This is a genomic window from Thermococcus sp. 21S7, assembly GCF_012027615.1.
Classification (GTDB): Archaea; Methanobacteriota_B; Thermococci; order Thermococcales; family Thermococcaceae; genus Thermococcus.
This window is the reverse complement of record NZ_SNUT01000001.1, coordinates 101,745-118,125: the sequence shown is the minus strand read 5'-3', so window position 1 is coordinate 118,125 and position 16,381 is coordinate 101,745. Positions and strand designations below refer to the sequence as shown.

Sequence of the window (16,381 nt, the reverse complement as noted above, 5' to 3'; positions counted from 1 at the left end):
AGTTATGTAAAAGCTTTTTATAGGCCGGCGCCCAAATAGGGGCAGGTGGTAGGCATGACTTTCGATAAGGAGAAGCTCGCGAAGATTAGGGAGGAGGAAAAGCGCTGGGACGAAACGACGGTTAAAAAGTTCATCGAGAAGAGGCCCGAGAGAAAGGAGAAGTTCATGACCGACGACGGTTTTGAAATAAAGCGCGTTTACACCCCCGCCGACCTCGGAGAGGACTGGGATTACCTCGAAAAGCTCGGCTTCCCCGGTGAGTACCCGTTCACCCGCGGAGTTTACGCGACCATGTACCGCGGCCGCTTTTGGACGATGAGGCAGTACGCCGGTTTCGGAACCGCTGAGGAGTCCAACAGACGCTACAAGTACCTCCTGGAGCAGGGCCAGACCGGTCTGAGCGTCGCCTTCGACCTGCCGACCCAGATAGGCTACGACTCTGATCATCCCATGAGCGAGGGTGAGGTCGGAAAGGTCGGTGTCGCCATCGACTCCCTCTGGGACATGCGCGTCCTCTTCGACGGAATCCCGCTCGACAAGGTTTCGACGAGTATGACCATCAACTCGACCGCCGCCAACCTCCTTGCTATGTACATTCTGGTTGCTGAAGAGCAGGGAGTCCAGCCAAACCAGCTCAGGGGAACCGTTCAGAACGACATCCTCAAGGAGTACATAGCCAGGGGAACCTACATCTTCCCGCCGCAGCCGAGCATGCGCCTTACGACCGACATCATCATGTACTGCGCCGAGCACGTCCCCAAGTGGAACCCGATTTCGATAAGCGGCTACCACATCCGCGAGGCCGGAGCCAACGCCGTCCAGGAGGTTGCGTTCACCCTCGCCGACGGTATAGAGTACGTCAAGGCAGTCATAGACAGGGGCATGGACGTCGACAAGTTCGCCGGAAGGCTGAGCTTCTTCTTCAACGCCCACAACAACTTCCTGGAGGAGATTGCCAAGTTCAGGGCAGCGAGGAGGCTCTGGGCCTACATAATGAGGGAGTGGTTCAACGCCAAGAACCCGCGCTCGATGCTCCTGCGCTTCCACACCCAGACGGCCGGCTCAACGCTCACCGCCCAGCAGCCGGAGAACAACATAGTCAGGGTTGCGATTCAGGCCCTGGCAGCGGTTCTCGGAGGAACTCAGTCCCTGCACACCAACTCTTACGACGAGGCTCTGAGCCTTCCGACCGAGAAGAGCGTCAGGATTGCCCTCAGAACCCAGCAGATAATCGCCTACGAGAGCGGGGTCGTTGACACCATAGACCCGCTCGGAGGTTCGTACTACATCGAGTGGCTCACGGACCACATCTACGAAGAAGCTTTGAAGTACATCGAGAAGATTCAGAAGATGGGCGGAATGATGAGGGCCATCGAGAGGGGCTACATCCAGAAGGAGATAGCGGAAAGCGCCTACAAGTACCAGAGGGAAGTCGAGGAGAAGAAGCGCATCATCGTCGGCGTCAACGAGTTCATCGTCGACGAGCCGCTCGACGTCGAGATACTCAAGGTCGACCCGAGCATCAGGGAGAAGCAGATCGAGAGGCTCAAGAAGCTCAGGAGTGAGAGAGACAGCAAGAAGGTCGAGGAGGCCCTCGACAGGCTCAGGAAGGCGGCCGAAACCGAGGACGAGAACCTCATGCCCTACATCATCGAGGCCCACAGGCACCTCGCGACCCTCGGAGAGGTCACCGACGTCCTCCGTGAGGTCTGGGGCGAGTACAGGGCTCCGCTGATATTCTGAGCTTTCTATCTTTCTTCTAGGTGTCAGTTTGAATTTTAATTTCTATCAAGTAAGATTTATAACTTCACCATTAGATTCTTTCTTGGTGATGTAAGTGAGAAGAGTTATTGGACTGATTATTTCAATCTTAATATTCGGGTTAGTTCTACAGCCCGCACTCGCCACCAAGGATGCGATTCAGCAGACAACCGCGGGAATGAGGGTTTATGAAATTGAGATTTACGGTGTCCCAGTGAAGCTCGTTATAGCCGATAACTCCAGCTTGAACACACCGGAGGAAGTTAAGGCATTCATTGAAACTCATGTTTCTCCTGAGGAGTTTATGGGCGGGTCTGCTATTAACGTTAAATCTGCCACATCCACGCAGGGTTTAGCACATTCAACTTGGTCAAACGAACATCCATTACTGCTTTGGGTGAAATCTATGGGGATCGCGATGTCCACGGGTACTAGTGTGTTCGTCCCATCGGCTATGGCTGTCATGTTCATTCCGGTTTTTGTAGTAGGTGAATGGGTTTTAACCGCACTTTATGCACTCCTTACAATGGCGGTAGTAATGTTCTCCATCGAAGTTGCCGAGGCCATTTACGAATACAGTGACGAAATTCGTGAAAAGCTCGACAGTGCTTATCAATACTTTTACAACTACATAGAAGAGAGAAAAAGGGATGAAAAAACAATCCACATCTATGAAAGAGAGTTTTATGGAGGTCTTCCTAAGAGGATTTACGTGAAGGAATTTATCCATAAAAAAGATAAGGATTTTAAAGTTACCGTTGGAGAATTGGTTGGAATAATTCTCATCGTGCCATCAGGCAAACTTGCTCTTAACGCTACTGTAAAGAATTTAAAGGAGGGTAACTGGGAGCTGGCGGCTTTAAAAGGGATTAGGTTCATTATTGGGGCAACTGGAAGGCTGTGGCATATCTTGCAATGAAGAAAGTCTATGGCGCTGAAAGCATAACCGTACCTAAAAATCCGAACGAAAAAGGTCCCGATTTTCCTCATGTTAAGATTCCGGGTGTCTCCTTAACTAAATGGGAGGCAAAGGGAACCACAGTTTTCAGAGTTACCTCATTGATACGGGATGGATACTACCGCAATCTGGAAGGTCAGCCAGGAATAGTCTCCGTTTACAGGATGTATAAGTCAAACCTTTATGTGGCATTTATCTACGGAAGCGCTTCATAAGGGGGAATTGCAGTGAATCTCCCCTCAATTGTACTAAACTACGTCTCTGCCAAGGGCATATGGAATGATGTTAAAAGTGGAATAAGTGTAACCAGAAAGAAACCACTATCTCAGGAAGAAGCCCTGAAACAATTAAAGGAGCGACTTCCACAACTACTTTTTAACTTTTCATGGGGAGTTATTGGATTTTTCGGGAGCGATGAACTTACACTAAGGAACGAACTCGGGCTCGTTATCTCCTTGGGAACCTCGGATAGAAAGATACTCCTTAGAGAAGCATGTTCGTATATTGAAGAAATACTAAATTACTCAAAAATTCAAAATGTGGACATCTTAGACATCTTAAAAAATCATCCTGATGTCTACAATAAATTTAAAATTGCAAGGACATTATGTTGCCTCTATTCTAAAATCTCTAACGATTCCCCGATATCTAAGGAAGAAGTAGTGGAACTCTGTAACTTAATATTGATGGAAGCCAGGGAGGATATTTTCTACCAGGTTCTCGTCAGACTTAAAGAATACCTTGAATCCCACAACTTTGAAGTTCCGGAGGAGCTCATAAAGGCCTTGGAGAGGTTCTCCAAGCCTAAGGAGATTGATTACTGGGAAGAATACCAGAAAACACTAAAAGAATTCGAGGAGAAGGGTGAAAAGTTCCACGAGAAGGCAAAGAGAGAGTGGGAGTTAGTGAAGAACGGAAAAGCCGAAGACCCCGTAGGCTCCATTCAGGATATCATTTGGAATCTGAGCGAGGCCGTTGTTTACAACTTTGCCATGCGAAAGTTTAAGCCGGTGAAAGAAGCTTACGAGATTTTTCTTAAAGCATACGAATTTGCAAAAGAAAACAATCTGTTCAAGACAAAGCTCAGCGAGGATATCTGGCTTGGAAAGCTCAAACGTGTGAACCTCAAGTGGGGCAACGATATAAGATGGTACGAGGACTACAGGGTTATCTCCAACAGGATAATTCGCCTAACAAGAATAGCCGAGTTCATGATGTGGAAGCGCAGGATTCCGGAGTTCCTGTATGCCAACCCGTACATTAACTTGGGGAGAGACTACGAGCATAATGACCCTCCACTATGGGCCCTCACGAAGGCTCTGATGATGATACTCGACCACAACAGGTCGAAAGGCACTCTTTCCACTCTCGAACTCCAAGAGGAAGTGCTGGATTACGCATTGAGGCTCAACCTTCTTTGGCCGGAGGACGTTAAGGTTCTTGAGTGCAAAGACGGCAAATGCATCGTTTTCAGGGGCGAAATATCCGAAGATGGCCTCCAGGGCTTCAAAAAGTATCCTTTTGATGCAGACGTTGTATTTTACAGGGGCAAAGATACAGTTATTGGCTACTCTAGAATGAGAAAGCTGGGATACGTATGCGGAAAAGACGGAGTTGACGAGCTGATTCGAGAAGCACTTAGACCCCACGAAAAAGCTTAAAAAAGGATAGCCAAAGCATCAACAGGCATCATGATAATCCCGGGAGGTGTAGTTATGGCGAGAAACAAGCCGCTTGCGAAGAAGCTCAGACTTGCCAAGGCCGCCAAGCAGAACAGGCGCATTCCGGTCTGGGTCATCGTCAAGACCAACAGGAAGGTCATGACCCACCCGAAGAGAAGGATGTGGAGGAGGACCAAGCTTAAGGAGTGAGGTGATTTAGATGATCAAGCCCGGAGAGGAAGTCATATTCGTCGTTCCCATCAAGAAGATAAAGAAGCGCGTTCCGCGCTGGAAGAGGGCCCCGAGGGCTGCCCGCTTCGTCCGCGAGTGGATAGCCAGGCACGCCAAGGCCGACGAGGTCGTCATCGGCACCGACGTCAACGAGAAGCTCTGGGAGCGCGGAGCGGAGAAGCCGCCCAACAAGCTCCGCGTTAAGGTCGTTGTTGAAGAGGAAGAGGGCAAGAGGATTGCCAAGGTCTCCCTCGCCTGATTACTTTTAATTTAACGAGGTGACGAGATGCACATAGAAAGGCTCGATTTTGAGAACTCTCCATACCTGGGCGTTTACGGCACCGCCACAGACAGGCTAGCCCTTATCAGGGAGGGCCTCGGCGAGAAGAAGCTAGAGGTTCTCATGGAGGTTCTCAAGGTTCCGCTCATTGAAACGAGCATAATGAAGTCGCGCATAGTGGGTATATTCGCGGCCGGAAACTCCAACGCGATAGTCGTCCCCTGGTACGTCTGGGACGCCGAGCTGGAGAAGATAAACGGTCAGCTCAGAGAGCACGGGATTGACACCGAGATAGTCCCGTTCCAGAGCACCCTCACTGCCTTTGGCAACCTCATACTGGCAAACGACAGGGCGGCGCTGGTGAGTGCAAAGTTCAGCCGCGAGGAGGCCAAGAAACTTGAGGACGTACTCGGCGTCGAGGTCGAGAGGGGCATGATTGGCGACTTCCACGCGGTTGGAAGCGTTGGAGTGGTCACCAACAGGGGGGGACTCGTTCACCCCGAGGCGACCGATGAGGAGCTTGAGTGGCTCCGCGACCTGTTCAAGGTTGACATATATGTCGGAACCGCCAACATGGGCGTTCCCTTCGTTGGTTCCTGCATGCTGGCGAACTCTCACGGTGTCGTCGTCGGGCACCTGACCACCGGACCCGAGATAGTGAAGATTGAAGAAGCCTTGGGCTTCCTTGACTGATGATGGAGGTGTGAGCTATGGAGGTTAAGGTCTTCCGCGTTAAGGGCGTTTTCGAGAGGAACGGAAAGAGGGAGAGGTTCACCAGGGAATACCGCGGCCTCAAGGCCGAGGACGTCGTCGAGATGCTCTACTCCGAGGTCGGCAGCAAGCACCGCGTTCCGAGGAACAAGATATGGATCGAGAGCGTCGAGGAGATAAAGCCCGAAGAGGCCGAGAACCCGATCATCAGAAAGCTCAGCGGGCTCTGATTTCCTTTTCTATTCCATTCCAAGCCCAACTTTGAACTCCATTTCTTCCCTCGCCTTTCCAACGCTGAGTCTGAGCGTAAATTTTCCGTGTCCGCTCACCTTTGAGAGGCCGTTCATGGCCTTCTGAAGCTTCGGCGGATCAAGGATTTTCTCATGGGACACCACGAGAATCGGCTCGCTCAGGAACTCGTAGGTGAATCTCCCGGGTTCGTCCCCGAAGAAGACTATGTCCTCGACCATTTTGCCTACGAGGGAGAGGTCGGCGTAGTCTGCCTTCCGGAGGCTTGGGCTGACCTCACCTTCGAAGCCGTTTTCCAGGGGTTTGAGCGATACCTGGGCGTAGTCCTCCAGGTTTCCGGCCGTCATGACGTCGCTGGGGAACGTAAACCTGTAGCTCGGCGTGATGTAGAGGAGGAGAACCCCGTTTTTGAGCCTGTATCCAGGAAGCTCAATCCTTCCGGAGCCGGGGACGTCGAGCTCAAGCCTGTATTCGGCCGGAGTTAATGGGAGTTCGCTGGAGAGGACGCTCTTCTCGGGCACGAACTTTCTCGATGTATCGAAGAGCCAGGCCGATGTGTAGTACCTGGAACCCCTCCCTCCTATCCTGGGGCCTATAAGGACGGAACTTGCCGCGTTGAACCTTCCGTATTCGGCCTTGACGCTCTCAGGGAACAGGAGCGCGTTCTCCAGAACCTCGATCCTCCCGGAGATTTCCTCGACAAGTTTTCTGACCCTGCCTGGGAGAAATCTACCGCCTACAACCGTGAGGATTTTCATAGATGCCCCCCTGCGAAAGTGGGAAAGAAAATTTAAATCCCTTTCTCCCTCCAGCCGAGAACCCTCGACTGATAGTGGCTCTTGGGGAAGATTTCGAGCGGGTCGATTCCCTTCTCGCGGAGCAGGTGCCTCAGCTCAACCTCGTAGTCCGCCTTCTGAAGCTCCTCGCTCTCCCGGATTTCAACGACGAAGAGCTTCTCCGTCAGCTCCCGTATCGTCTTGTAGCCGAGGCCGAGTAGGGGTCTTATGTAGGCGACGTTGAAGCGGTCCTCCAGGGAGCGGGCCTTCGGCAGGTCGAGGAAGGGAACCCTGTCGTCCCTCCTCGTTCCGTCGCTGACCCTCTCGACCTCCGGCATTGAAGCCACCGCCTCAAGGGCCCTCTCGTGGATGAACTGAATAGCGTTGTTTGGGTGGCCGTCTGTGATTGCCATATCTGCGGCTTTCTCTAGAGTCTCCCCCGGCAGATAGACGACCTGGTGCTCGAAGCCCAGCCTCTCCGCCGTTTCTCTGGCGAAGCTCCAGTTGTCGAGGAGGCCGAAGCTGACGGTTATCAGCTTCACCTCGTAGCCGAGTTTGGTTAGAATCCACGCGGCTAAACTTGAGTCCTTGCCGCCGGAGTAGAGATGGTGAACCTTCATGGTTGTCCCCCCTTTGAGTACCAGGAACACCTTATTAATCTCGCCCCAAAAGGGTTATTAGGTCTGAAGAGGTAATACTCTATCGGTGAAGGTAATGCCAGTTGTGACAAAGAAATACCAGGTGACGATTCCCAAGGATGTACGGGAGGCACTGGGAATAAAGGCCGGGGACGAAGTTGTTTTCGTTCGTGAAGGTGACAGGTACGTCTTGATGAAGCTGACTGATTTGCTCAAGGAATTTGCTGAGATAACGAGGGACATAGACGAGACCATCGAAGAAGTCAGACAGGGGCTTGCGAGGGGCATAGGGCGCTCTCTCCGCGAGCTGGAGGGAGGAGAATGAAGGTAGTCCTGGACACAAACGCCTTTAATAACATTGCCTTTTTAGAATGGTTGATGGAATCGAGCCTTGAACCCGTTACGAGCGCCGTTGTCTATATGGAACTGCTCTACAGGTACGCCCGACGTAGGGGTTTACCCGAAGCAAGGAGCAAGTTAATGGCGATTTTTGGCTCTTTAGCAATTGAGATTAATGGATTTGATGAAACATGCGCTGAACTCGCTGTGAACTCGGCTATCGGTCGCTGGAACTTCTCCAAAAACGCCAGGGACTACATGATAGGTGCCCTGGCACTGAAACTCAACGCCCCGCTGATCACCTACAACAAGAAGCACTTTGAGTGGCTCCCCGAGGTCTTTACCCCGGAAGAAGCTATGGAGCGCTTCGGCAAATAGGTTTAAAAGGCCAACCTTTTTAAAGTGCTTGACCGCGAGAGCTAAGAGGTGAGAGAGATGGAGAAACGCTTACCCGGAAAGGTGAGACGCGCCATAAGGGCGAGATACTACGACATCCCCCCGAGAGCCTGGATAGGTAAGAGAGGGCTGGATGATGGTGTCATAGAGGAGATAAACACCCAGCTTGAGAAGGACGGGATACTGAAGGTTGAGATAAGGAAGGGGGCGCTCATAAGCACCGAGCTTGACAGGCGCCAGCTTGCCGAGAAGGTAGCGGAGATGACGGACAGCGAACTCATCGAGGTTCGCGGCAAAAGGTTTATATTGTTCAAACCGAGGGAAGGTTGGGAAAAGTATTTAAGGAAGCTCCAGAGAAAGGAGCTTTCGAAGGAAAAGCGGGAGGAGAAGCCCGTTAAGAAAGTCAGGCTCGATATCGCTCAATTCAGGAGGAAATTCAAGAAGGGGAGGGATTGAAAGTGGCGACAGTTTATGACGTTCCCGGTGATTTGCTCGTTGAGAGGGTTGCGCAGAAGCTCAAGGAGATTGAGGCCATAAAGCCGCCCGAGTGGGCCCCGTTCGTCAAGACCAGCAGGCACAAGGAGCGCATTCCCGAGCAGGACGACTGGTGGTACTACCGCGTTGCCAGCATCTTCAGGAAGGTCTACGTCGACGGTCCTGTCGGCATCGAGAGGCTCCGCACCTGGTACGGCGGCAGGAAGAACCGCGGCCACGCCCCGGAGCACTTCTACAAGGCGGGGGGGAGTATCATAAGGAAGGCCCTCCAGCAGCTTGAGGCCGCCGGCTTTGTCCAGAAGGTTCCGGGTGAGGGCAGGATCGTCACCCCGCAGGGACAGAGCTTCCTCGACAAGATCGCCACCGAGCTCAAAAAGGAGCTTGAGGAACAGATTCCGGAGCTCAAGAAGTACTGAGCTCCAGTCATTCTATTCTTAACGTCTTTTGAGGAGGATTATCAGAACAACCGCTCCCAGTGCGGCTATTCCGTAGAGAACGGCATTCTGGCCAGTTTTAGGGCTCCCTGTAGTTTCTCCTTGATTCTCGGTGGTGTTCTTCTCCACGCAAACCGGCAGGGAGAGAACGTCTATTGGGCTGTCGTAGGGCGGGACTATGTAGGTGCTCCCCTCCCCCAGGAGCAGGAAGGTTCCATTGCCGACGATGACCACTTCCGTCCGCGAGGCCACCGAATAGTTGACCGGCACCGTTCCGTTCTCGGTCCGGATGAAGGCGGTTCCCGTTTCCGTGTCCACGCACAGTGTTCCAGTAGCGTTGGCCCTGCATGACTCCTCTCCCCCACTAATCGGGTAGACGAGGAGTTCTCTGCCGGGTTCTTCCGTGCCGGTGACGTTGCGAACCTCAAAGCCATTTTCGGTAGCTTCGTACAGGACGAATCCTTTCCTTGCAGTCCCGTTTACCTCAGTCTCCCACGGGAACGCCACCACGGGACGGCCGTCTCTCACGTACACCTCGACATCTACGATGGACTTCGACCAGGGGTAGCTCTGCTGGGGCGTTCTCACCGTCTGGTTCCTCCAGCCCAGCGTGCCGTTGCCGAGGAGAACGTAGGAACCGTTGTACACGCCGAGGGGCAGGCCTTCGACGTTAATAGGCCTGCGGCAGCTTCCGTTTGCCGCGTACGTCACGGGCAGGTCGTACATGCTGAATGAGACCACCCACTCCCTTCTTCCGCCGTCCCAGAAGCCGTGGAAAACCTCCACCGGCCTGACCGAGTAGGCCAGCCTCCTGACTTCATCGGTAACATCCCTCGATGTTCCGTTCCTGATGAGGATGTACCTCGTTGGGGTGTAGGGGCGCAGGGGATAGTGCAAATAATATGTTATCCCCCTTCTGACCTCGATCCTGAAGGGGGGCTCCGGTTTCGGGATGTGGAGCCGGGGGCTCGCGTTAACGAGCGTGAAGTTCGTGCCGTTGTAGAGGTAGTAGAGCGTGACGTTTGAGTCCCACAGGTACACCCCCGCCCAGAGCCGGCCGTTTTCATCAAGCCCCAGTTTAATCCCCGCCATGGGGGTGAGGCTCTCTTTTTCCTGCGGCACTATCTTCCGGGCGTACCGGATGAGGTCCCAGCTCTCCATGGTCCTCGGGCCGACCCTGTAGACATCATCGCTCGCGTAGTGCGGCCCGCAGCAGCTGGTCGACGCAACGAAGAATATGCTCCCGTTGTAGAACAGAAAATCCCCAGCACCCCCCGTGTACCAGGAAATGGTGGGGATGAGGAAAACGGGGAAGGTTCCGTTGTATACCCCCATGTCGAGGGAGTCGTGGTATAATGAGTATATTACCGTGACGTTCCCCGCCGTGGCTACCCCCAGATTCCAGACGAACTCGGGGAAGTACAGGTCGGGAAGCGGAGGGGGCTCTATCTGACGGGTCAAATCTACGAATTTGCTCCCGTTGAAGGCAAAAACGCCGTTGTTCTCGACGAGGAGCTGGTGGCAGACCTCACACCAGGCCGTGCTGTACGCTTTAACTGGTGAGAAAAGCGAAGCGAGCAGTAGGAACGCGGTGAGTGCGGACACCACCGAACGGCTCTTCATTTTTATCACCAGTCGGCATTGCTCACGTTACATTTTCGGGTTGTCCGAGGTGAATTTAAACCTTTTGCCCAATACCTTTTTAACCCGAGCCCCAACCCTATGGTGGGGGTGAGAGGATGGCCGAGGACATAGAGGAGATCAGGAAGCGCAAGCTCATGGAACTGCAGAAGAGGTACCTTGAGCAGCAGAAGGCTCAGGAGGAGGCTTTGAGGCAGGAGATGGAGCTTGAGGCTCAGCTCGATGCGATAATGAGGAGGATTCTCACGCAGGACGCCAGGGAGAGGCTCGGCAGGGTAAAGCTGGTTCGTCCCGAACTGGCGAGACAGGTTGAGCTGGTTCTCGTTCAGCTTTATCAGGCAGGACAGATAAGGGAGCCGATAGACGACGCCAAGCTGAAGAAGATACTCTCACAGATAGACGCCAGAACGAGGCGGGACTTCAAAATCAAGTGGTAGCGGAAGGTGCTCCCATGAACGCCAGGGAGATAATCGAAATACTCGACGAAAAGGGAGAGGTCAGTCTCGAAACCTGGAAGGCCGTCTCGGTTAAGAAGAACAAGGACGGGACGGTTGACGTTCTCTACAAGAACCTCCACGTTGGAACGGACGACGACCCCGTCTTCCTCTGGATTTATGCCAACATAGTTGAGGAGGACTGGGACGTCCGCGTTCTGGAGCGGATAACCTTCAAGCGGGAGGACCTCGCCTGGTTACTCCGCTACGTTGTGAAAAAAGGAGAAGGTTTATAAGGGCTTTATAAAATAGCCGGCCGGTTGGGGGTGTTTGAGTGAGCAAGCGTAGGGTCTGCCCGGTCTGCGGCTCGACGGAGTTCATCTACGACCCGGGTAGGGGAGAGGTCGTCTGTAAGGTTTGCGGTTACGTTATTGAGGAGAACGTCATAGACATGGGACCGGAGTGGCGCGCCTTTGACGCGAGCCAGAGGGAGAAGAGGGCGAGAGTTGGTGCCCCCGAGAGCATCCTCCTACACGATAAGGGTCTCTCAACAGATATCGGGATTGATAGGAACCTTTCCGGTTTGATGCGTGAGAAGATGTACAGGCTCAGGAAGTGGCAGAGCCGCCTCCGCGTGAGCGACGCCGCCGAGAGGAACCTGGCCTTCGCCCTCAGCGAGCTCGACAGGATAGCCAGCCAGCTCAAGCTCCCCAGGCACGTCGAGGAAGAGGCGGCAAGGCTCTACCGCGAAGCGGTGAGAAAGGGCCTCATTAGGGGCCGCTCCATTGAGAGCGTCATAGCGGCCTGCGTCTACGCCGCCTGCAGGCTCCTCAAGGTTCCGAGAACCCTCGACGAGATAGCGGACATATCGCGAGTTGACAAGAAGGAGATAGGAAGGAGCTTCCGCTTCATAGCGAGAAACCTCAACCTCACACCGAAGAAGCTCTTCGTCAAGCCGACCGACTACGTCAACAAGTTCGCCGACGAACTCGGACTGAGCGAGAGGGTCAGAAGGCGCGCGGTGGCCATACTCGATGAAGCCTACGATAGGGGCCTGACGAGCGGGAAAAGCCCCGCCGGTCTGGTCGCGGCCGCCCTCTACATCGCCGGCCTGCTGGAGGACGAGAAGAGAACCCAGCGCGAGGTGGCCGAGGTAGCGCGCGTCACCGAGGTCACCGTCAGGAACCGCTACAAGGAGCTCGTGGACAAGCTCAACCTGAAGATTCCGGTTTGAGGAAAAGAAAAGGTCAGCGCTTCCCGAACCAGCTTTCCAGCGTCGCCTGCTTCCCCGCTTTCACGGCTTTTTTCAGCCTCTCAAGACCGTTCTTCACCCTCTCCTCGCTGAAGTCGTGCTCGTCGCAGAGGAACTTGAGGATTCCCTCCTCGTCGGGTTCACGCCACCTGAGTTCGTATTCGTCGGTGACCGGGGGATTCAGGAAGAACTCCTTTATCGCGTAGAGGTCAACCTCTCCCTCCTTCTGGTACTTGGCGAGGGGGTCTTTTGTGCGCTTGACTATCGTGAGGGCCTTCTTGGGCCCGATGCCCTTTATCCCTCCGGGGTTGTAGTCCGTGCCGACCAGGATGGCCATCTCTATAAGCTTCTCCCTGTCTATGCCGAGCTCCTTGAGAACCTCCTCCAGAACTATAAGCTCGGGCCTGACCTCAACGTAGACGTTCTTTCCGGGGAGCTTTCTCCTGCCGGTTATCGTGACGTTCCTCACCAGTCTGGGGGCTCCAAAGAGGAGCGAGTCGTAGTCCTGGCTGGCGGAAGCGTAGACCTTCTTTCTGGCGGCCATGTAGGCTGCTTGAGCTTCCCCCTCGCTCGGCGCCTGAATTACGGGGATTCCCATCAGCTCAAGGAGCCTCTTGGCGTCGTTTATCAGTCCCTCGTTGACCTTGGTTGCACGCATCGCGTACTTCTTGGCCTCCTCAAGGTCGCCGCGCTCCAGAGCCTCGTACCACTTCTCCTCGGCCTCTTCCCTCGCCTCGCGGCGCTTCTCTATCTCCTTCTTTTTGAACTCCGGGGGCTTCCCGTCGAAAACGTACGCCGGCTTTATCCCTGCCTCCATAAGGTTGATGTTCCTGTAGAAGAGGCCGCTGAGGTGGGAGGTTATCCTCCCGCGGGAGTCCATGAGCGGTGTCCCGTCGCGCTGCCTTATGGTTGAAAGGAACTGGTATATCGCGTTGAACGCGTCTATGGCTACTTTTCTTCCGTAGAGGTTCTCCAGCTCTATCTCCTTCCTCGGAACGAGCTCGCCTATCTGTACGCCCATACCATCACCCCTTGAGCAAAAGAACGTCGCGGGCCTATTTAGGGTTTGCCTATTCCCTGGCCTCTCCAAGGGTTTTGGTCATGTCGTCCACATCCTTCTCCGTGATGCCCCGCTCTATGAGGAACCGGTTGTAGCTGTCCTCCCTCTGCCGTTCCCTCGTGTACACCCAGCCCATGGCCGCTATCAGTGCCGCCATGCCGAGGAGCACCTGCCAGCCGAGCTCCGTTAGGTCGAGCGTTATGAGGAGTTCCTTCACGAGCGCCAGCACGCCGATTTCCACGACGTTCTTCATTGGAACGTGGTGGTAGATGATGTACATGACGATTATCTCGAAAATCTCAAGGAATATCAGGATGAGAACTATGCCCTGGAGGGCCTGCTCAGGGGCGAAATGGATGAGCGAGCTTACCGTGAGGTCCCATACCATTCTGACAACGTAGAGCATGGTCAGGGTGCCCAGGGCTATCACGACGAAGTCGAAGAGAACGCTCAGCAGACGGAGGGCCCTCCGCTCGGCCCTGCTCCCGAAAGCCCTCACGCTATCACCTGAATCCTTGGTTTGGGCGTTGGGATTAATAAGAATTTTGGGGTTCCGGGTGGGTTTTGAATCAACGGTGTCCAACCTTCGGTTCTTTTAACGTCCGTCGAGTTTCTTATCGTCAAAAAGAGAAGAGAAAAGTTATAACTCGTTTTACGGACGTGAAACTGTGACTTTCATTCGGATGAGGTGATTGAGATGGACGGAAACCTGGAGGCTCTATTCAGACCAAAGAGCATCGCCGTCATAGGCGCTTCTGAGAAACCGGGCAAGATAGGATACGCCGTTATGAAGAACCTCGTCGAGTACGGCTACGATGGCAAAATCTACCCCGTTAACGTCAAGGGTGTTGAGATTGAGATAAACGGAAGGAAGTTCCAGTCCTACAAGAGCATTCTCGACGTTCCGGACGAGGTCGACATGGCCGTTATCGTCGTTCCGGCCAAGTTCGTTCCGGGGGTTATAGAGGAGTGCGGAAAGAAGGGCGTTAAGGTCCTTCCGATCATAACCTCCGGCTTCGGCGAGCTCGGCGAGGAGGGCAAGAAGGTCGAGAGGCAGATAGTCGAGACCGCCCACAAGTACGGCATGAGGATCCTCGGCCCGAACATCTTCGGTGTCGTCTACACACCAGCTAAGATGAACGCCACCTTCGGCCCCACCGACGTCATGCCGGGCAACCTGGCCCTCATCAGCCAGAGCGGAGCCCTCGGAATAGCCCTCATGGGCTGGACCATCCTCGAAAAGGTCGGCCTCTCGGCCGTCGTCAGCGTCGGAAACAAGAGCGACATCGACGATGCCGACCTCCTTGAGTTCTTCAAGACCGATGACAACACCAAGGCGATACTCATCTACATGGAGGGCATCAAGGACGGAAGGCGCTTCATGGACGTCGCGAGGGAGGTCAGCAAGGAGAAGCCGATTATCATCATCAAAGCCGGGAGGAGCGAGCGCGGTGCCAAGGCAGCCGCAAGCCACACCGGTTCCCTCGCCGGCGCCGACAAGATATACGAGGCCGCCTTCAAGCAGAGCGGCGTTCTCAGGGCGCTTACCATAGGCGAGGCCTTCGACTGGGCGAGAACGCTGAGCAACCTTCCGGAGCCCGCTGGGGAGAACGTCGTCATCCTCACCAACGGCGGTGGAATAGGAGTTATGGCCACCGATGCCGCAGAGGAGGAGGGACTGCACCTCTACGACAACCTTGAGGACCTCAAGGTCTTCGCCAACCACATGCCGCCCTTCGGTTCCTACAAGAACCCGGTTGACCTCACGGGTATGGCCGGCGCTGAGAGCTACGAAGGAGCGGTTCGCGACGCACTCGCCAACCCGAACATGCACGCCATAGCGGTGCTCTACTGCCAGACGGCAGTCCTCGACCCGCGCGACCTGGCCAAGATCGTCATCCGCGAGTACAACGAGAGCGGCAGGAAGAAGCCCCTCGTCGTTGCAATCGTCGGCGGCATAGAGGCCAAGGAAGCCATTGACATGCTCAACGAGGAGGGAATCCCGGCCTATCCGGAGCCGGAGAGGGCCATAAAGGCTCTCGCGGCACTCTACCGCTGGAGCAACTGGAAGGCCAGGCAGAAGAAGGAGTGATTTTCTTTCTTCCTTTGTTCGACCTTTTACGACAAAAAGTTTTTAGGAAGTTTGTCCAATTCTGTGACGGTGGGTCTTGTGAAGCGCCCCATCTTAATACTGGGCGTCATCTTTGTGCTCATTGGGAGTCTCATAACCATACGGGATTACAACTCCCGCGTTGCAGTGAGCTGTGCCGTCGAACCCGTCATTCCGACCGTAGACGTGAAGGTTCTCAACGTTACCAACGGGAACATCGTAAGAGGGTTCATACTGGCCTTCAGGGCACCCCTGGAGTCCCCGAACGTCACCGTTTTGGATCCAGAAACCGGACGCTCCCCGGTTTACAGAAAGGAGGGCGCACTCTACGTTCCGGTCGAGCCGCCCCTGCCCCTGAGACTTTTCCGCGTGGAGGGTCTCGGAAACACGACCGTCGAGGTTTACTGGCAGAGTCCCTATACCACCGTAGTGCTGGACACGCCCAGCTTTAAACCCGTTCCCGGAGGTTTTAAGTACGTCACCACCACGGACTATCCTTTCTGGCTCGGTTTTTATGCGGAGATTGAAAACCCCCGGGGAGTCATCCGGATACCTGACAACGGCAGCACGGGAATAGTTCTCAACGATGACTCCGTGAACCTGACGATTCTTAACCGAACGGTGGAAGGAGTGCCAAAGTTCCTCAAAATACTCTATCCACGCGAGGGGCCGTTTGTCCTTCATCTGGAAGGCAGCGTGGAGGTCAACGGCACTGAGAAGAACTACTCCTACGAATTCCCCACTAGGAACACAACGTGGATACGGATTGAGAAGGGGTTCAAGTTTACTTCCATGAGACTCTACAGCAGGTATCCCTTCGGAAATGAAACGGAGAAGTGCACGACCACTCATCAGGTAGGTCTCGAAGGTCCGCTCTCCCTTTCCCTTGGCCTGCTGATGATTTTTGCCGGCCTTCTCTGGAGGACCTAACCTTTTTCTATTTCCTCACCGTCTA

Annotated in this window: 22 protein-coding genes; 17 read left to right on the top strand and 5 right to left on the bottom strand. The window is 54.3% G+C overall.

All coding sequences use genetic code 11. From position 1 onward, the window contains the following. Window positions 1–54 precede the first annotated feature (54 nt). The 8 genes from E3E51_RS00525 to rpl18a all read left to right on the top strand — a co-directional run bounded on the left by E3E51_RS00525 (window position 55) and on the right by rpl18a (window position 5,832). Entirely contained in the window at window positions 55–1,743 is a 1,689-nt protein-coding gene (locus E3E51_RS00525; RefSeq protein ID WP_167911637.1) for a methylmalonyl-CoA mutase family protein, read from the top strand. 94 nt (window positions 1,744–1,837) lie between these two features. Further along, a complete protein-coding gene (locus tag E3E51_RS00520; RefSeq protein WP_167911207.1) occupies window positions 1,838–2,680 on the top strand; it encodes a hypothetical protein in 843 nt (280 codons plus the stop codon). After that, the gene (locus E3E51_RS00515) at window positions 2,677–2,934 is read left to right on the top strand and encodes a hypothetical protein (protein ID WP_167911206.1); all 258 of its coding nucleotides are present in this window, start codon (window positions 2,677–2,679) and stop codon (window positions 2,932–2,934) included. Before E3E51_RS00520 ends, E3E51_RS00515 begins: the two co-directional genes overlap by 4 nt. A 12-nt stretch (window positions 2,935–2,946) precedes the next feature. After that, window positions 2,947–4,380 (top strand): hypothetical protein, encoded by a 1,434-nt coding sequence (locus E3E51_RS00510; protein WP_167911205.1) that lies wholly within the window; start codon window positions 2,947–2,949, stop codon window positions 4,378–4,380. Between the two features lie 54 nt (window positions 4,381–4,434). Continuing rightward, window positions 4,435–4,590: a 50S ribosomal protein L39e gene (locus E3E51_RS00505; protein ID WP_014013574.1), complete on the top strand. Its 156-nt coding sequence runs from the start codon at window positions 4,435–4,437 to the stop codon at window positions 4,588–4,590. A 10-nt stretch (window positions 4,591–4,600) separates the two neighbouring features. Then, entirely contained in the window at window positions 4,601–4,870 is a 270-nt protein-coding gene (locus E3E51_RS00500; protein WP_088180792.1) for a 50S ribosomal protein L31e, read from the top strand. 27 nt (window positions 4,871–4,897) lie between these two features. Continuing rightward, on the top strand, window positions 4,898–5,584 hold the full coding sequence (locus tag E3E51_RS00495) for a translation initiation factor IF-6 (protein ID WP_167911204.1): 687 nt from the start codon (window positions 4,898–4,900) through the stop codon (window positions 5,582–5,584). Window positions 5,585–5,601: 17 nt separating this feature from the next. Then, window positions 5,602–5,832 carry a 50S ribosomal protein L18Ae gene (gene rpl18a / locus E3E51_RS00490; RefSeq protein ID WP_167911203.1) on the top strand — a complete coding sequence of 77 codons (231 nt, stop codon included), beginning with the start codon at window positions 5,602–5,604 and terminating at the stop codon, window positions 5,830–5,832. Window positions 5,833–5,841: 9 nt separating this feature from the next. Here rpl18a and E3E51_RS00485 read toward each other — a convergent pair whose 3' ends face one another. Both E3E51_RS00485 and E3E51_RS00480 read right to left on the bottom strand, forming a co-directional pair. After that, on the bottom strand, window positions 5,842–6,609 hold the full coding sequence (locus tag E3E51_RS00485; RefSeq protein ID WP_167911202.1) for a hypothetical protein: 768 nt from the start codon (window positions 6,607–6,609) through the stop codon (window positions 5,842–5,844). A 32-nt stretch (window positions 6,610–6,641) separates the two neighbouring features. Next, a complete protein-coding gene (locus E3E51_RS00480) occupies window positions 6,642–7,247 on the bottom strand; it encodes an asparagine synthase-related protein (protein ID WP_167911201.1) in 606 nt (201 codons plus the stop codon). Window positions 7,248–7,341: 94 nt separating this feature from the next. Between E3E51_RS00480 and E3E51_RS00475 the strand changes: the two genes are divergently transcribed. From E3E51_RS00475 to E3E51_RS00460, 4 genes are read left to right on the top strand one after another with little or no spacing between them, the layout of a single operon-like run. Further along, on the top strand, window positions 7,342–7,590 hold the full coding sequence (locus tag E3E51_RS00475; protein ID WP_167911636.1) for an AbrB/MazE/SpoVT family DNA-binding domain-containing protein: 249 nt from the start codon (window positions 7,342–7,344) through the stop codon (window positions 7,588–7,590). Further along, a complete protein-coding gene (locus E3E51_RS00470; RefSeq protein WP_167911200.1) occupies window positions 7,587–7,982 on the top strand; it encodes a type II toxin-antitoxin system VapC family toxin in 396 nt (131 codons plus the stop codon). The genes E3E51_RS00475 and E3E51_RS00470 overlap by 4 nt, the downstream gene beginning before the upstream one ends. Before the next feature lie 57 nt (window positions 7,983–8,039). Further along, the gene (locus E3E51_RS00465) at window positions 8,040–8,456 is read left to right on the top strand and encodes a YhbY family RNA-binding protein (protein ID WP_167911635.1); all 417 of its coding nucleotides are present in this window, start codon (window positions 8,040–8,042) and stop codon (window positions 8,454–8,456) included. A 2-nt stretch (window positions 8,457–8,458) separates the two neighbouring features. After that, window positions 8,459–8,911 carry a 30S ribosomal protein S19e gene (locus tag E3E51_RS00460; protein ID WP_167911199.1) on the top strand — a complete coding sequence of 151 codons (453 nt, stop codon included), beginning with the start codon at window positions 8,459–8,461 and terminating at the stop codon, window positions 8,909–8,911. An 18-nt stretch (window positions 8,912–8,929) separates the two neighbouring features. Here the strand turns inward: E3E51_RS00460 and E3E51_RS00455 are convergent, their stop codons facing one another. Next, window positions 8,930–10,552, bottom strand: coding sequence for a hypothetical protein (locus tag E3E51_RS00455; RefSeq protein ID WP_167911198.1), 1,623 nt, complete (start codon window positions 10,550–10,552; stop codon window positions 8,930–8,932). A 116-nt stretch (window positions 10,553–10,668) separates the two neighbouring features. Between E3E51_RS00455 and E3E51_RS00450 the strand changes: the two genes are divergently transcribed. Genes E3E51_RS00450 through E3E51_RS00440 form a run of 3 tightly spaced genes read left to right on the top strand, consistent with a single transcriptional unit; the run spans window position 10,669 to window position 12,238 of the window. After that, a complete protein-coding gene (locus E3E51_RS00450; protein WP_167911197.1) occupies window positions 10,669–11,007 on the top strand; it encodes a DNA-binding protein in 339 nt (112 codons plus the stop codon). A 14-nt stretch (window positions 11,008–11,021) separates the two neighbouring features. After that, window positions 11,022–11,300, top strand: coding sequence for a hypothetical protein (locus E3E51_RS00445; RefSeq protein ID WP_167911196.1), 279 nt, complete (start codon window positions 11,022–11,024; stop codon window positions 11,298–11,300). A 38-nt stretch (window positions 11,301–11,338) separates the two neighbouring features. Further along, window positions 11,339–12,238: a transcription initiation factor IIB gene (locus E3E51_RS00440; protein WP_167911195.1), complete on the top strand. Its 900-nt coding sequence runs from the start codon at window positions 11,339–11,341 to the stop codon at window positions 12,236–12,238. A gap of 13 nt (window positions 12,239–12,251) precedes the next feature. Here the strand turns inward: E3E51_RS00440 and fen are convergent, their stop codons facing one another. Both fen and E3E51_RS00430 read right to left on the bottom strand, forming a co-directional pair. Further along, on the bottom strand, window positions 12,252–13,277 hold the full coding sequence (gene fen / locus E3E51_RS00435; RefSeq protein ID WP_167911194.1) for a flap endonuclease-1: 1,026 nt from the start codon (window positions 13,275–13,277) through the stop codon (window positions 12,252–12,254). A gap of 49 nt (window positions 13,278–13,326) precedes the next feature. After that, window positions 13,327–13,815: a phosphate-starvation-inducible PsiE family protein gene (locus E3E51_RS00430; RefSeq protein WP_167911193.1), complete on the bottom strand. Its 489-nt coding sequence runs from the start codon at window positions 13,813–13,815 to the stop codon at window positions 13,327–13,329. A gap of 198 nt (window positions 13,816–14,013) precedes the next feature. Here E3E51_RS00430 and acs point away from each other — a divergent pair, with 198 nt between their 5' ends. Together acs and E3E51_RS00420 are read left to right on the top strand one after the other, a co-directional pair. Beyond that, window positions 14,014–15,408: an acetate--CoA ligase alpha subunit gene (gene acs, locus E3E51_RS00425; RefSeq protein ID WP_167911192.1), complete on the top strand. Its 1,395-nt coding sequence runs from the start codon at window positions 14,014–14,016 to the stop codon at window positions 15,406–15,408. A 69-nt stretch (window positions 15,409–15,477) separates the two neighbouring features. After that, a complete protein-coding gene (locus E3E51_RS00420) occupies window positions 15,478–16,356 on the top strand; it encodes a hypothetical protein (RefSeq protein ID WP_167911191.1) in 879 nt (292 codons plus the stop codon). The last annotated feature ends 25 nt before the right edge of the window (window positions 16,357–16,381 follow it).

What these genes read in the sequence shown, in the direction of transcription:
- E3E51_RS00480 (WP_167911201.1), bottom strand. Translation starts at nt 7,247, where the DNA reads ATGAAGGTTCACCATCTCTACTCCGGCGGCAAGGACTCAAGTTTAGCC.
- E3E51_RS00475 (WP_167911636.1), top strand. Translation starts at nt 7,342, where the DNA reads ATGCCAGTTGTGACAAAGAAATACCAGGTGACGATTCCCAAGGATGTA.
- E3E51_RS00455 (WP_167911198.1), bottom strand. Translation starts at nt 10,552, where the DNA reads ATGAAGAGCCGTTCGGTGGTGTCCGCACTCACCGCGTTCCTACTGCTC.
- E3E51_RS00495 (WP_167911204.1), top strand. Translation starts at nt 4,898, where the DNA reads ATGCACATAGAAAGGCTCGATTTTGAGAACTCTCCATACCTGGGCGTT.
- E3E51_RS00505 (WP_014013574.1), top strand. Translation starts at nt 4,435, where the DNA reads ATGGCGAGAAACAAGCCGCTTGCGAAGAAGCTCAGACTTGCCAAGGCC.
- E3E51_RS00470 (WP_167911200.1), top strand. Translation starts at nt 7,587, where the DNA reads ATGAAGGTAGTCCTGGACACAAACGCCTTTAATAACATTGCCTTTTTA.
- rpl18a (WP_167911203.1), top strand. Translation starts at nt 5,602, where the DNA reads ATGGAGGTTAAGGTCTTCCGCGTTAAGGGCGTTTTCGAGAGGAACGGA.
- fen (WP_167911194.1), bottom strand. Translation starts at nt 13,277, where the DNA reads ATGGGCGTACAGATAGGCGAGCTCGTTCCGAGGAAGGAGATAGAGCTG.
- E3E51_RS00485 (WP_167911202.1), bottom strand. Translation starts at nt 6,609, where the DNA reads ATGAAAATCCTCACGGTTGTAGGCGGTAGATTTCTCCCAGGCAGGGTC.
- E3E51_RS00515 (WP_167911206.1), top strand. Translation starts at nt 2,677, where the DNA reads ATGAAGAAAGTCTATGGCGCTGAAAGCATAACCGTACCTAAAAATCCG.
- E3E51_RS00445 (WP_167911196.1), top strand. Translation starts at nt 11,022, where the DNA reads ATGAACGCCAGGGAGATAATCGAAATACTCGACGAAAAGGGAGAGGTC.
- E3E51_RS00465 (WP_167911635.1), top strand. Translation starts at nt 8,040, where the DNA reads ATGGAGAAACGCTTACCCGGAAAGGTGAGACGCGCCATAAGGGCGAGA.
- E3E51_RS00500 (WP_088180792.1), top strand. Translation starts at nt 4,601, where the DNA reads ATGATCAAGCCCGGAGAGGAAGTCATATTCGTCGTTCCCATCAAGAAG.
- acs (WP_167911192.1), top strand. Translation starts at nt 14,014, where the DNA reads ATGGACGGAAACCTGGAGGCTCTATTCAGACCAAAGAGCATCGCCGTC.
- E3E51_RS00450 (WP_167911197.1), top strand. Translation starts at nt 10,669, where the DNA reads ATGGCCGAGGACATAGAGGAGATCAGGAAGCGCAAGCTCATGGAACTG.
- E3E51_RS00525 (WP_167911637.1), top strand. Translation starts at nt 55, where the DNA reads ATGACTTTCGATAAGGAGAAGCTCGCGAAGATTAGGGAGGAGGAAAAG.